The following is a 13,234-nucleotide window of genomic DNA, read 5'->3' on the forward strand; positions in this document are numbered from 1 at the left end:
CAGCGCCCTTCTTAAACGTTAACTTGATAGGTAGTTCGTGCTTGCAGGTTCTACTCTCTAGGACTGATTAATATAGCTTTGAAAATACAGTAAAAATGCAGAGATCTTCTGTGCATTCACTTGTTCACCCGCGCAACCAAGTTCTAACCAAAGTTTTTTAATATTCTTCTCTATGAGTGAGCCTCTTTTAGCTGCTGGTAGCACAGAGTTAGACGGCGGTTCTCCACAGCAAAGTTCAATATCGATGTTCTGCGATACATCTTTTAGGCATATACGTAGCCACACTTTTTGTCCTTGTTCTTGAGCTTTCGTCACAATAGCGTTTATGGTTTTCGAGTTGCTCTCTAATGAATCAATGACTACCCCACAGCAATCAATGGAAATAACTAATGCCACTGCTTATCCTTTTTTAGCTTTTCATCACTCTCACGTCTCTGACATCCTTCGAGGTAGCGGATAAAATCACATACGCCCTGAACGTTAACGTTCCCACCTTCGCACCGGAACATAGACCAGAGATCCGCCAGCTTACTTTCGAGCTGGGTTAGCGGTTTTCGTCTTGGGCTGTTTGTGGTTGTTGCTATTCTTGGTGCATTACCGCATGCAAGCCGAATGTTAATATCTTGCTTCAAATCTCGGACAATCACAGACACCCATACCTTAGATTTGCGGTCTTTTGCTCTGTTAACGAGTCCGGTTACCCATTCCCTGTCTATCTCTCGTGTTGTTGCTGAGACTCCACAAATATCAATAAATACTTCTAACGCCATTATTCACCACCAATTTCAAACCATTTTTTATCAATAGAAAGTTTCACCATATTTTTCATTTCTCTAATGATGTCTTCACTCAGTTCAGTGTGTACATAAAAGAAGATTCGAGGTGTATTTCCATATCCATTTGGCATGAGGGTATATTCATCATTGCCAAATTTTATTGTTGAAGAGAATTTGATGGCATCAAGCGTAGTTACAACTTTTGCTAAGTGTTCATAGCCACCTAGAAAAATTACAAGGCACTCTTTATCCATATAATTACAACTCCGTTGCAAGTGTTGAGAGATTTTAGGCTAATCGATAAATTGCTCAAAAAGCGAGACTCAAAAAAGAGACATGGTTAATTTAGCCGTAAAATTTAGATTGCGAATTTGTTAAATAAACAATGTCAGCGATAAAGTTTGCTTCAATCTCCTTTGAGCAATGCTTGCATTCTTTCATTTAAAAATACTTCTGGAACATCTTCAGAGGCGTATGCGTGGACGGTCTTCCCGTCGGAAAACTGAGTGACTAATTCATAGGAATTGGTTATTAGATTATCGAGGACCTCACGAGTTCGGTTCACCCTTGTAGGTATCCACCCCAGAATTCTGTGTTCAAATTCTCGATCCCAATGACCACCAATAAATTCGACTTTAACAATTTGAGGAATATACCGTTCTGCGATTGAATACTTCGTACAGTATATTTTGTAAGGTTTGTCATAGTTAGGGTCTGTTAAGCCAAATAAAGAATATTTTTCTCCATTTTTATCTACCGTTAAGGGTAGAGAGTTGAGGGAAATATTTTCACCATGGCTCTCACCGCCAATAAAAATAACTTCGTACATTATCTGTCCTCCATTAAGCCTCTATTTATTTTTCATCGGAATTTCGATTAATTGAATCAGTTCATTTTGTTCTTCATCTGTCAAAGTGGAGTGCACATAAACGAAGTATCTAGGTGAATTACCAACTCCTTTTGGGAGTAGAACGTATTCGTCATCGCCAAAGCACACTGTTGGTGTAAATTTGACTGTGTTGAGTGTTGTTGTGATTTCCTCTAAGTGATGAGCACCACCGAGAAAAATCACACGGCATGTCTTATCCATAAAATTACAACTCCTTTGTAAATTTGCGGAGGGTTCAGGCTAATAGATAAAACACTCAAAAAGCGAGGTATAAAGGCTAGATAAGGTGAATTTATTGTTAAAAATTAGATTTCAAATTTGAAGCGTTACGTTGTGATTTGTTAAACGTTGCTTGATGTTGATGGATTATGTGGAGGCATGGTTCAAGCAAGTGATAAAGCGAACGTTAGTAGCAGCGGTAGAGTAATAATGCTTAAAAAGTTGCCAAACAAGACCATAGAAGCAACGTTCAGAGGTTCGATATTGAGTCGTTCAGCAAACAAGTAGTTCATTACAGCTGGTGGCAACATGGTAAACAACACCATCATCTGTAATTGCATGATTGGCAATGGTATCAAGGTATAGATTAAGGCAAAGGCGAGTGCTCCGGTACCGAGTGATTGAAGTGTGCACCAAAGACCCACTCGAAGACCATCCCATCTTAAATGGCGCATTTGTGCTCCCAATGATAACAACATAACTGGGACGGCGGCCTGCCCAAGTAATGTGGTCGCTTCAAAAAGAGGAGACCAAATACCAATACCAGAAATGTTGATAAGCAACGCGAGCAAAGCGGATAAGAAGATCGGCATTTTGACGATTTGTTTAAGCGGATTGCCATTACTCAGTAGCATAACGCCAAGGCTTATATGTAGGCATGCTGAAACGACAAAAAGCAATACTGCGGAGGGAAGGGCGATTTCCCCAAAGGTGTAAGTAAACAGCGGTATCGCTAAGTTACCGCTGTTTCGAAACATGTGTGGTGGAGCCCATGCTTTGAATGATAATCCGCAAAACTTCGCGATGGGAACCATCACAATGCCAGGTACTACGACAGCAATAAGCGCGGCTAGTAGCAAGGGGACTTGCCCCATGTTGAGTGGCATACCGACAAGAGAAGAAAATACCAGTGCCGGAGTAAACACATCCATATTGATGCGATTGATTGGGCGAAAATCGGGCTTGAGGCATCGACCAACTAAGTAACCTACGCAAACCAAGACAAAGACGGGAAATAAGATACTGATGACTTGGTGCAACATGGCGGCTCTTTCGCGTGGTGAAAACAGGGATAAACAGTAACAACCTTTCAGTTAACCGTCATGGAGCAATCAATAGAATTTTGTCGCTGTTCAAGCTTTCATGCTCCTAGTGTCACGCTATATCTGAATAACAAGTCTGCTAAATAGGACCGATCAGATCTATTTTCAAACGTACTCAACTTACTGAAAAGGTAAGAAGTTTTGTGTCAATTGTTTGTAAAGTAGTCAGTATCTGACATTTTTATTAAATAGTGATTAATGTTGTTTTGAGTTTTAAAACTAGTAATTTGAACTGGATATTTTTGCCATTGGAGAGGGAATTAAAGGAAAATCTGGAAATGGTGGTGGGTAAACTATCTGCGTGGTGCAACATTCCGTATATTAGCAAAGAAAAAAGTTGGCGAAAATCATAAGCTTGGCATACACTTCCTGATGTAACCCCGATATGTTGTTGAATTGGTAGGGTAAAACTGCTCTGGCGCTACACTAAGGTAGCATTGTTTAACATAGCTTTGAGGAAAGTTTTATGGCGCTCACAAAAGCCGAACTTGCAGAAAACCTGTTTGATAAATTGGGATTTAGTAAACGGGACGCCAAGGAAACGGTGGAAGTGTTCTTTGAAGAGATTCGTAAGGCACTAGAAAGTGGCGAACAGGTAAAACTGTCAGGTTTTGGTAACTTTGACCTTCGTGACAAGAATGAACGACCTGGTCGTAACCCGAAAACTGGCGAAGATATTCCTATTACTGCTCGACGTGTCGTTACGTTCCGCCCGGGTCAGAAGTTGAAAGCTCGCGTAGAGAACCTAAAGACCGACCAGTAAGCCATGTAACATGGAATGAGACCACGCTTTGTCGTGGTCTTTTTGTTTGTGGCTTTCATTACTGACTAAAGAACAAATAAAAACCACCGCAATTGCGGTGGTTTTTCAGTATTCAGGGAATCAGTTTCTAAAATACTGTTTGTTTAGGCTGCTTCTAGGTGCGTCGTTAGGTAAGGATGCCAAGCCTCTTGATACAAGTTTTTAGATTGAGTACGCATGTTACGAATTGATGCCATCTCGATATCATTTAGGTTACGACCTTCAACCAGAGCTTGACGTTCCAGTTTCTGAATTTGCTCGTACAAATCATGCTCCGGACCACTTTTTACATCAGCAATCGCTTTTAGATGCAATTGGACTTCAGCAATTAGGTTGGTTTTTGGTAAACGGACCAACAAGTTGAGATCACGATAACCAGAAGCCGTTGGTTTTTTAAAGCGGTTTTTTACTTTAACAATGGTTGTTTCGCGCTCTAACGTTTCATATACCGACACCAAGCTTGCTACGTCATTTGCAACGATAGTTGCACGGGCTAAGTCGGTGATACGTTCTACTTGACCGTCAAGTTCGTGGGCGATTTTCTCTTCGGCGCGGTGCTGAGATTTAACGCCAGCAAAATAAGGCTGTGCGTCAGTGAGAAGGGCAGTACTCTTACAGATGGTTTCTAGCTCAAACTGCGCTTGGTGCGCTTTGCTGTAAAGTACGTCGAAATCTGAATAAGGCTGTGTTGGTTTGGAGTCGATTGACTGAATGCCATACAAACCACTAAGGCTATGTTTAAACAATTTTGAGCAAACTTCGTTTTGGCTAGCAGAACGGTCTTGCTCGTTACTCGGGACATTTGGAAGTGCGGCGAAAGCCGGCGCACGGCTTAGTACTAATAGCATCAATGCCGTAGTACGTAGAAATAAGCTCATTCACTCTCCTTAACTTGCTTGCACTTAGAAAATGGGTAACGAAAAGGTCACTAAGATTCGCAAATCAGGTACTACCTAGTTAATGGGGTCTCTACGATAGATTCCAAGGTTGATTTTCAACCTTATGGTGGAATCGTGTTCTAGATCACCATTTTGCTTTCCTTTATTCTGACCATCAGAACAAGGAAGGGTTCCTTCTTGAACGTTAGCCATACTAACATTGCAGTATTAACCAAAGATGAACGGCATAGACAAATTTGAAAAAATCATTAGTCTTAGCCCACAAAAGTGAAGCGCAAAGCTCGAATCCACTATCAGCCGACAAGTAGAAGAATCATGAGAGATCAAGAATTTTGGCACAATAAATGGGCCAGTAACCAAATTGGTTTTCATCTAGAAGACGTGAACCCACTATTGCCTGCATTTTGGCAACATACGGCTGCAAAGCGTGATGATAAAGTTTTGGTGCCTCTGTGTGGTAAGTCAGAGGATTTGATTTGGTTAGCGACCAAACACGACGAAGTTCAGGGCGTTGAGCTAAGCCAAATTGCGGTAAGAGCGTTTTTTGCTGAGCATTTTTACACACCAACGGTAACGCCTGTTAATGGTATGCACGAGTTATATCAGTTTGATGAGCTGTCGATTTATACGGGTGATTTCTTTACCGCCCCAGTATCTAAAGCCGATATCATTTACGATCGCGCTGCGTTAGTGGCTCTTCCTAAAGAGATGCGAGCAGAATATGCTGCTCGTGTTAAGCAATTGCTGAATCCTGGCGGTCGTATCTTGTTGGTCACGTTGAACTACCCGCAAGAAGAGATGGCAGGACCTCCTTTTAGTGTTCCTGTAGAAGAGATTGAACAGTTATTTTCCGGTTATAAGATCACATGCTTAAACGTAGATCAAGCCGATGATAATCACCCTAAAATTGCCAAAAAGGGTCTGAGTCACTTCTCTGAAGAAGTGTATTTAATTGAAAGTGAATAGGGTAACTGAGTTTATACAAATAAAAAGCGCAGCCAATTGGGCTGCGCTTTTTATTTCTTGGAGCGAACTAGTGAAATCAGTAAACGATCTGTACTTTAGAAGCGCTATTCACTGCATCTTTAATCGAATCTTCGATAGTCTTACGACGCGTTAGAACAACGCCTAAACGACGGCGACCATCGATTTCAGGCTTACCAAACAAACGAACTTGAGTTTGTGGTTGAGCCAGGGCATTGGCAAGATTATCAAAGCGAATATCTGTTGATGTACCTTGCCCTAGGATGACAGCTGACGCGGACGGGCCGTATTGAATGATACTGTTGATTGGCATGCCAGTGAACGCACGAACATGCAGAGCAAACTCAGACATTTCCTGAGAAATCATAGTTACCATGCCAGTGTCGTGTGGACGAGGTGAAACTTCGTTGAAAATTACTTTATCACCTTTCACGAACAGCTCTACACCGAAGATGCCGTAACCACCGAGCGCATTTACGACTTTCTCCGCTGTGTATTCTGCTGCTTTAATCGCAGTATCTGACATTGCTTGTGGTTGCCACGACTCTCGGTAGTCACCATCTTCTTGACGATGTCCAATTGGTGCGCAGAAATGGACGCCATCTTTCGCTCGTACTGTCAGCAGCGTAATTTCATAGTCGAAGTCAATAAAGCCTTCGACGATCACACGACCAGCACCAGTACGACCGCCTTCTTGCGCGTACTCCCACGCTGCTTGCACATCTTGTTCTGTTTTGATGACGCTTTGTCCTTTACCAGACGAACTCATCACAGGTTTAACTACACAAGGGATACCAACGTGCTCAACTGCCGCTTTAAAGTTATCAAAGTTATCTGCAAACTGATAAGGAGAAGTCGTTAAGCTTAGCTCTTCAGCTGCAAGACGACGGATGCCCTCGCGGTTCATGGTCAACTTAGTTGCTTTCGCTGTCGGAACGACGTTCACGCCTTTTTCTTCTAGCTCAACTAATTTGTCTGTTGCGATAGCTTCAATTTCCGGAACCACATAAGCAGGTTGCTCTTTCTTGATGATTTCTTCTAATGCTTTGCCATCAAGCATATCGATGACGTAGCTGCGATGAGCGACTTGCATTGCTGGTGCGTCAGCATAACGGTCACACGCGATCACTTCTAAACCAAGACGTTGACATTCAATTGCTACTTCTTTACCAAGCTCGCCAGAGCCCAGAAGTAATACACGGGTAGCATGAGTGCTAGTAGCAGTACCAAACATAGTGTTCCCTTACAAAATAAAGTGGTGGAAGCGAATTTGCAGGGGATCATACTGATTTTTGCGAATGAAGCAAACGTTTGCGTGTGATTTTAAACAATAAAAAAAGGCCCTGCGTCATGCAGAGCCTCTCTCATAAGAGCATTGTGAGTTAAATGTTAACAAAACTCACTGGAATATCTGGGTTCAGTGCCTCTAGTGTTGATTGAGTATCGGCTAGGTGGCTGATCTTACCCTGTGAGTTCTCCACTAGTGCTGCGGCTTTGATGTCTTCAAACTGCTCGCCTGCCATCAGGATTTGAATTAAGGCAACCTGAAGTGGTGGAAGGCTAGGGTTGAACGCTGCGTTTTCTGCGTAAGCACCTTGGAATACACGACCACTATTCATCTCAAGAGCGATGCCACTTAAGTTGTTAGTGTATGGAGCGTGACTGATGTTCATCGCAGTAACTGCTTTTTGGAGCAGAGTGTCGTTGTCATCGCAAGCAAACTCGTGTTTCACTTCTGCCATTAGACCTGACTGGATACCAAGATCAGCAGGACCGAATGCTTCAGGAAGATAGTCGTGTAGCGATTTTTCTTCACGCTCTGGCAATTGGATCTTTAATTCTTTCGCCGTAGTTAGTTCATTCATGAACTGACGACAGTGACCACAAGGGCTGTAGTTAATGGTGATATCTTTAACACCACGTTCGCCTTTCATCCAAGCATGGCTAATCGCGCATTGTTCAGCATGAACAGTTTGACCTAACTGAACACCAAAAAACTCCATGTTCGCACCGAAGTAAAGGCGACCAGATAGACCACGAACAATCGCGCCTACATAGAATTCAGAAATCGGTGCGTAAGAAAACGCAGCGGCAAAAGGAAGTAGAGCAACACGAAGCTCTTTATCAGAAAGATTGGTAGCGTTCAGTAGCGCTTCAAACTGTTGCTCAGAAATAGTGGCATCAAAATCGTCAGAAAGGACGATAGGAGCAAGAGGTGTTGAAAGTGCTTCAGGAGCGCTTGCTAGCGCCTGTTCAATGCGACTTTTCATGTTGAATCCTTGTTATTGCATGGACAGTTATTCTATGTGAAAGGTGGAAATGTTCTGTGCTTTAGATCACGTTAATGTGTGTAATGATAATTTACGTTACATAATTAGAGTGAGCTCACACATGTATTCGATTTCACTAAGATTTAACGTTATCTCTGTCCCACTAATAACTATATCAACGTATATTCATACTGCGAATTTTCTAGAGGAGATTATGACCTGCTCACTTGATAGCAAAGCAGGTCATTGAGGTTATTATTGGTATAACCAAACCGCCAAAGCAAAGAAGCTTGGCGCGAGAATCGAGGTGATGATGCCACAAAGCACCAATGCAAGAGATGAGAACGCTGCATCTCCCGGTTGTTTCTCAGCACATGTTGCGGTGCCGAGAGCGTGAGAAACAGTACCCATTGTTAGACCGCGCGCAATTGGATGCTTAATACCAATGATATTGAAGATCGGGTACGCGAGGATGGCACCAAACAAACCCACAATAAGCACTAAAATTGCCGCAACAGCTGCTTCTCCGCCTAAGTGGCTAGAGATTTCCATCGCGATAGGGGTCGTCACAGACTTACCAACCAAGCTGGCTATTAAGCTAATGTCAGCTTTAAATGCCACCGCAATGAGCGTAGCGGTAAGCATGGACATAACACTACCTAACGTGCAAGCCAGAGTGATAATGCGCCAATTGGCTTTGATTTGAGGCAGTTGTTCATAAAGTGGATATGCCAGCGCAACAACGGCGGGTTGAAGTAAAAAGCTGATGTATTCGTTGTCAGCGTAGTATGTTTCAAATGGCACTTTCAAAAAGGTTAGCAACGGGATTAATACCGCGATACTGATCAAAAGCGGGTTAGCAATCGGATTGTTCACCTTGATTGCGATTTGGCGTGCGGCAAGGAAAACCACAATAGTGACAAGTAACCACATACTAGTGCTTCTCCTTCAGTAAGTAATCTAAGAACCATGCCAAGCTGACCAATACGATCAGTGATCCGCCTACTGCACTCGCAATAATTGGCAGTGCGTTAGCCAGTAGCATATCGAAGTGTTGCATCAGACCCACGCTGATAGGCACGAATAGCAGGATCATATAGCGGATGAATAGGGTTGCACCTGGCTTAACCCATTCCACTTTGACTAAGCCAAGGGTCATTGAGAAAAACAGCACAAGCATGCCGATGACACTTCCTGGAACAGAAATGCCAACGAATTTTTGAATAGTGTTGCCGATACCAAGTGCTCCCATGATGAGTGCGAGGGAGATGAGCAAATGGATCAGCTGTAGTAATCGATCTTTTATCATTTTGACAGCATATAAAACAACAAGCACACCCGAAGGTGCGCTTGAACAAGGTAAGAAATTAGGAGGCTAGGCTCTCTACATAACGATAGACGGATTTTAATATTGCTATCTTCTTTTCGTCACTTTCATGTTCGTGAACTAAGTTTTCCAAATTCATCATGTACTCTTCAATCTGACTTTCGAAAACTTCACGACAATGTTGTGCCCAGCGTCTTTGTTCTTGTTCATCTAATGTGCCTGCATAATGGCGAGCACGGTAACGGAAAAGCAATGGCTTGATTCGTTTATCATCGAATTCAATGTCCAGTGCGGCTAAGTTATTCGGATCGGTTTCACGAATGATGTCCATAGCAGCGCGATCAGCAGGCGAGAAAAAGCCATCGTAAAGCTGCGTATCAACGTCATTACTCTTTTCGAATTCACGTTCTATAGAGAATAGACTAATCAGCTTCTCTCGGATCTCTGGGTGTTGGCGCAACAACGCTAAATTGTTTAAACATTGTTGGCGGTCAATACCAATGACTTCCGCATTTTCCGCGGTTAATGTTTTTGCTGGAGCGAGAATAGGGCACTTGTTCAGATGCACTAGCTTCACTGGTACAGGCAGTAAGTCGCCCAATTCATCACGCTTGGTGTACAAGCGTTCTTTCAGTTCTTCCGCTGAAAGTTCAAGGATCGGCTGAGGATCTTTGGCTAAATCAATCGTGATAACAGCGTTGTTGTTGGTTGGGTGCCAAGCCACAGGCACAATCCAGCTTGTGTATTGGCATTCACGCCCAAGCATGCCTGATACATGCATCAACGGAGTCATATTGACAATATCAACCAGCTCATTGAGTTTGCGCTTGTTACGCATCGAGAAAAAGTAGTCAAATAGCTTAGGTTGGGCGGCTTTAACTTTCTTCGCCATTTCAATCGTGGCAATCACGTCGGCCATCGCATCGTGAGCATTGCTGTGTTCAATGCCATTCGCTACGGATAAATGCTCTAGCTTGAAGCTTGTAAAGCCTTCATCGTTCTCCGGCCATTCAATACCTTCAGGACGCAGGGCATGACATGCTCGCATCACGTCAAGCAAATCCCATCGTGAGTTGCCGTTTTGCCAGCTCCATGCGTATGGGTCGATGAAGTTTCGGTAGCAAGTGTAACGAGTGACTTCATCATCAAAACGTATGCTGTTGTAGCCAAGGCTAGTCGTCTTTGGTTTAGACAATTCAGCATGAATTTTGGCGATAAACTCAGGTTCAGGTAAGCCTTCTTGCATTGCTTTTTGTGGTGTAATACCAGTGATCAAAGCTGCTTCTGGCGAAGGAAGGTAATCAGCAGGTGGACGACAGTACATCACCAAAGGTTCACCAATGATATTGAAGTTTTCATCAGTGCGAACGCCAGCAAACTGGCTTGGGCGGTCTTTGGCTGGACTTGTTCCCCAAGTCTCGTAATCGAAAAAGAAAAAAGTGGGCTGATTGTCTTGGTGCATTCTGCTTACCGTTTACGGAACCGATAGGAGTATTAGACCATTCAACGCCTTGACTCGCAACGAAAGATGCAATGTGACGTTGTGAAAATGAAAAAGCCGAAGTGTCACTTTCGGCTTGAAGTTTTTTATTTGGTTAATGCTTGGACAATCGCTGATTTTTATTAGCCAAAATCAAGGGTGAGCAACAAACGAGCTTGATTCGATTGGATACTAGGCGAGCGATGAACCAGCCCTTTGTTTTCATTTCCGATCCAACGCTCACCTTTTAGCAGTGCAACGTCACCAACAGAAAGGTGCCTGATGTCTGATTCTGCTCTGTATAAGCCGGATTCTGCATCCGAAAGCCCATGACTACCGCGACCGAGCTTTGAGCGATCAAGTACGTCATTAGCAATCCATTGAGTCGCAATGCCTTGGTAGGTAGTGACTAGGCGGCAGGGGACTTGATCAACGTGAAAACGGGGACACATCGCGCTATTGAGTGTCGCTAGGCGCAGTCCTGCGTCTTCTAACTCAAACAAATAGCAAAACATGTCGACTAACTCCACGATATTTCTCAACAATACATCCGGCGCCTGCCCATCGGTTGCGTATTGCAGTACTTCATAAGCATTTTCAGGAGATACATTCAGCGATTTATTGAAGTTAGGGTGGGAGGTGATGAACCGATTCGTGGCATCGGCAAGCGGTTGATCGAATTGTCGCCGCCAGATTGCGATATTGATGTCTTCTTGATAGATGTTCGCTAACACAGTTGGCTCTTCGCCTGAACTGAAACACGGCGCTCGAAGTGTGCATTCAAGAGCCTCAGTTGAAGTGGACTCGATTAAAGTTGAACTTATGACATTACCTCCGATGTTATCTGTGTTCATTTTGATATTTGTGAAATGTTATATCATAACAATGCTGCTCAATAAATCAGTTTAGACAGTTAGCGAGTAGGGAGTAAGGCATTAATTGGAGAAGATAGGAAGGGGATGACTCTTCACTTTGGTGCGCTTAAATACAAAAAAGCCGATGGAGAAACCATCGGCTCAAACTGAGAGTTATTTTTTGAGAACAGCTACGCTTTTTGTTCTTCTAACTGTCCATTGTCGTTGGTGGATTTCAACAATCGGCTGGTAATGGTACCTGCAGTCATTGCACCAGAGACATTAAGTGCAGTTCGCGCCATATCAATTAGTGGCTCGATAGAGATCAGTAGCGCTGCGATTGTCACAGGCAAGCCCATCGCAGGCAGTACAATCAGGGCAGCAAAGGTTGCGCCGCCGCCGACACCGGCAATACCAAATGAGCTAATCGTGATGATGGCAATCAGTGACAGAATAAAGTTGATGTCTAGAGGATCGATACCCATTGTTGGCGCTACCATTACCGCAAGCATTGCTGGGTAGATACCTGCACAGCCGTTCTGACCAATAGTGGCACCGAAAGACGCTGACAAGTTCGCAATCGCTGGTGGTACGTTTAGCTTGGTGATTTGTGCTTCAACGTTAAGTGGAATCGTTGCCGCTGAACTGCGTGACGTGAATGCAAATGTCAGTACTGGCCAAATCTTTTTAAAGTACTCAGCAGGGCTAACGCCGACAAAAGAAACAAGTAGACCATGAACAAGGAACATCAGTGCAATTGCAACGTAAGACGCAACAATAAAGCCAAGCAAATTAAAAATGTCGGCAGCACTTGATGTTGCGACCACTTTCGCCATAAGGGCAGCGATACCATAAGGCGTTAATGCCATGATCATCTTAACCAGGCGCATAACCACGGATTGTGCCGCTTCCACAAAAGTACGAATTGGAGATTCCAACTCTTCTTTTTCTGCCATCACTTTACGTGCAGCGATACCGACTAAAACACCAAAGATAACCACAGCAATGATCGATGTAGAACGAGCCCCTGTAAGATCGGCAAACGGGTTAGTTGGAATAAAGCTTACTAACATCTGAGGAATCGTTAGGTCGCTTACTGATCCTACTCGACTCTCTAATACGGCAATACGAGCCGTTTCACGTGCACCTTCAGTTAATCCAGCGGCAGACAAACCAAATGTAGTCGTAACAAGAATACCGATCATGGCAGCAATGGCTGTTGTTACCAGCAAAACAGAAATCGTTAGACCAGAGATCTTACCCAGCGAACCGCCTTTCTCTAACTTTACAACGGCGGAAATCATGGAAATCAATACCAAAGGCATAATCACCATTTTAAGCAGGCCAACATAACCGCTGCCGACTATGCCGACCCAATCAAGTGTTTGTCCAATGACATCGCTGCCTTCGCCATGAATAAGTTGCAGTCCAAGACCGAAAAGAGAGCCCGTAACCAAGCCAATTAAAACCAAACGCGAGAGTGTGTTTTGTTTTTGTTGTTGGTTAAAAAGGAACATTAATATGGCGATAAACACCGCCAGAGAAGCAACCACTGCGAAATTCATAATCTTACCTTAGTAATCGGCATAAGAAGTGCTGATTAAATTTTATACGGAGCTATATACTGGTTG

The 13,234-nt window shown here is 43.5% G+C and carries 16 protein-coding genes; 2 read left to right on the forward strand and 14 right to left on the reverse strand.

The features are described 5' to 3' along the window. Window positions 1–57 precede the first annotated feature (57 nt). The 6 genes from ABMY42_RS20980 to ABMY42_RS21005 form a co-directional block, all read right to left on the reverse strand. The gene (locus ABMY42_RS20980; protein ID WP_005445551.1) at window positions 58–396 is read right to left on the reverse strand and encodes a hypothetical protein; all 339 of its coding nucleotides are present in this window, start codon (window positions 394–396) and stop codon (window positions 58–60) included. Further along, the gene (locus tag ABMY42_RS20985; RefSeq protein ID WP_005445549.1) at window positions 387–770 is read right to left on the reverse strand and encodes a hypothetical protein; all 384 of its coding nucleotides are present in this window, start codon (window positions 768–770) and stop codon (window positions 387–389) included. Before ABMY42_RS20985 ends, ABMY42_RS20980 begins: the two co-directional genes overlap by 10 nt. Next, window positions 770–1,030, reverse strand: a complete 261-nt coding sequence (locus tag ABMY42_RS20990) for a hypothetical protein (RefSeq protein WP_005445548.1) — start codon at window positions 1,028–1,030, stop codon at window positions 770–772. The genes ABMY42_RS20985 and ABMY42_RS20990 overlap by 1 nt, the downstream gene beginning before the upstream one ends. A gap of 152 nt (window positions 1,031–1,182) precedes the next feature. Continuing rightward, window positions 1,183–1,605: a hypothetical protein gene (locus ABMY42_RS20995; RefSeq protein WP_017817999.1), complete on the reverse strand. Its 423-nt coding sequence runs from the start codon at window positions 1,603–1,605 to the stop codon at window positions 1,183–1,185. Window positions 1,606–1,626: 21 nt separating this feature from the next. Continuing rightward, a complete protein-coding gene (locus tag ABMY42_RS21000; RefSeq protein ID WP_005445546.1) occupies window positions 1,627–1,866 on the reverse strand; it encodes a hypothetical protein in 240 nt (79 codons plus the stop codon). 182 nt (window positions 1,867–2,048) lie between these two features. After that, window positions 2,049–2,927 carry an AEC family transporter gene (locus ABMY42_RS21005; protein WP_005445545.1) on the reverse strand — a complete coding sequence of 293 codons (879 nt, stop codon included), beginning with the start codon at window positions 2,925–2,927 and terminating at the stop codon, window positions 2,049–2,051. A gap of 526 nt (window positions 2,928–3,453) precedes the next feature. On the opposite strand from ABMY42_RS21005, the gene ihfA reads away from it, so the two are divergent. After that, entirely contained in the window at window positions 3,454–3,750 is a 297-nt protein-coding gene (gene ihfA, locus ABMY42_RS21010) for an integration host factor subunit alpha (protein ID WP_005445544.1), read from the forward strand. 143 nt (window positions 3,751–3,893) lie between these two features. On the opposite strand, the gene ABMY42_RS21015 is transcribed toward ihfA, so the two are convergent. After that, window positions 3,894–4,667 (reverse strand): phosphoribosylglycinamide formyltransferase, encoded by a 774-nt coding sequence (locus tag ABMY42_RS21015; protein WP_005445543.1) that lies wholly within the window; start codon window positions 4,665–4,667, stop codon window positions 3,894–3,896. A gap of 336 nt (window positions 4,668–5,003) precedes the next feature. Here ABMY42_RS21015 and ABMY42_RS21020 point away from each other — a divergent pair, with 336 nt between their 5' ends. After that, a complete protein-coding gene (locus ABMY42_RS21020; protein WP_042606219.1) occupies window positions 5,004–5,654 on the forward strand; it encodes a thiopurine S-methyltransferase in 651 nt (216 codons plus the stop codon). Between the two features lie 76 nt (window positions 5,655–5,730). Here the strand turns inward: ABMY42_RS21020 and purT are convergent, their stop codons facing one another. The 7 genes from purT to ABMY42_RS21055 form a co-directional block, all read right to left on the reverse strand. Continuing rightward, a complete protein-coding gene (purT, locus tag ABMY42_RS21025) occupies window positions 5,731–6,906 on the reverse strand; it encodes a formate-dependent phosphoribosylglycinamide formyltransferase (RefSeq protein ID WP_029791114.1) in 1,176 nt (391 codons plus the stop codon). 148 nt (window positions 6,907–7,054) lie between these two features. Beyond that, window positions 7,055–7,942: a cytidine deaminase gene (gene cdd / locus ABMY42_RS21030; protein ID WP_289881279.1), complete on the reverse strand. Its 888-nt coding sequence runs from the start codon at window positions 7,940–7,942 to the stop codon at window positions 7,055–7,057. Window positions 7,943–8,197: 255 nt separating this feature from the next. Continuing rightward, complete coding sequence (locus ABMY42_RS21035; protein ID WP_005445538.1) at window positions 8,198–8,875, reverse strand: LrgB family protein; 678 nt, start codon at window positions 8,873–8,875, stop codon at window positions 8,198–8,200. Between the two features lies 1 nt (window position 8,876). Further along, window positions 8,877–9,251 (reverse strand): CidA/LrgA family protein, encoded by a 375-nt coding sequence (locus tag ABMY42_RS21040; protein ID WP_050903240.1) that lies wholly within the window; start codon window positions 9,249–9,251, stop codon window positions 8,877–8,879. Between the two features lie 58 nt (window positions 9,252–9,309). Beyond that, window positions 9,310–10,731: an exodeoxyribonuclease I gene (sbcB, locus tag ABMY42_RS21045; protein WP_154203624.1), complete on the reverse strand. Its 1,422-nt coding sequence runs from the start codon at window positions 10,729–10,731 to the stop codon at window positions 9,310–9,312. A 161-nt stretch (window positions 10,732–10,892) separates the two neighbouring features. Beyond that, window positions 10,893–11,573 (reverse strand): DUF1826 domain-containing protein, encoded by a 681-nt coding sequence (locus tag ABMY42_RS21050; RefSeq protein ID WP_005445535.1) that lies wholly within the window; start codon window positions 11,571–11,573, stop codon window positions 10,893–10,895. A gap of 221 nt (window positions 11,574–11,794) precedes the next feature. Continuing rightward, window positions 11,795–13,168, reverse strand: a complete 1,374-nt coding sequence (locus ABMY42_RS21055; protein ID WP_154203626.1) for an L-cystine transporter — start codon at window positions 13,166–13,168, stop codon at window positions 11,795–11,797. Between the last annotated feature and the right edge of the window lie 66 nt (window positions 13,169–13,234).

This window comes from Vibrio sp. SSH13-20 (genome assembly GCF_040104475.1).
Classification (GTDB): domain Bacteria; phylum Pseudomonadota; class Gammaproteobacteria; order Enterobacterales; family Vibrionaceae; genus Vibrio; species Vibrio harveyi.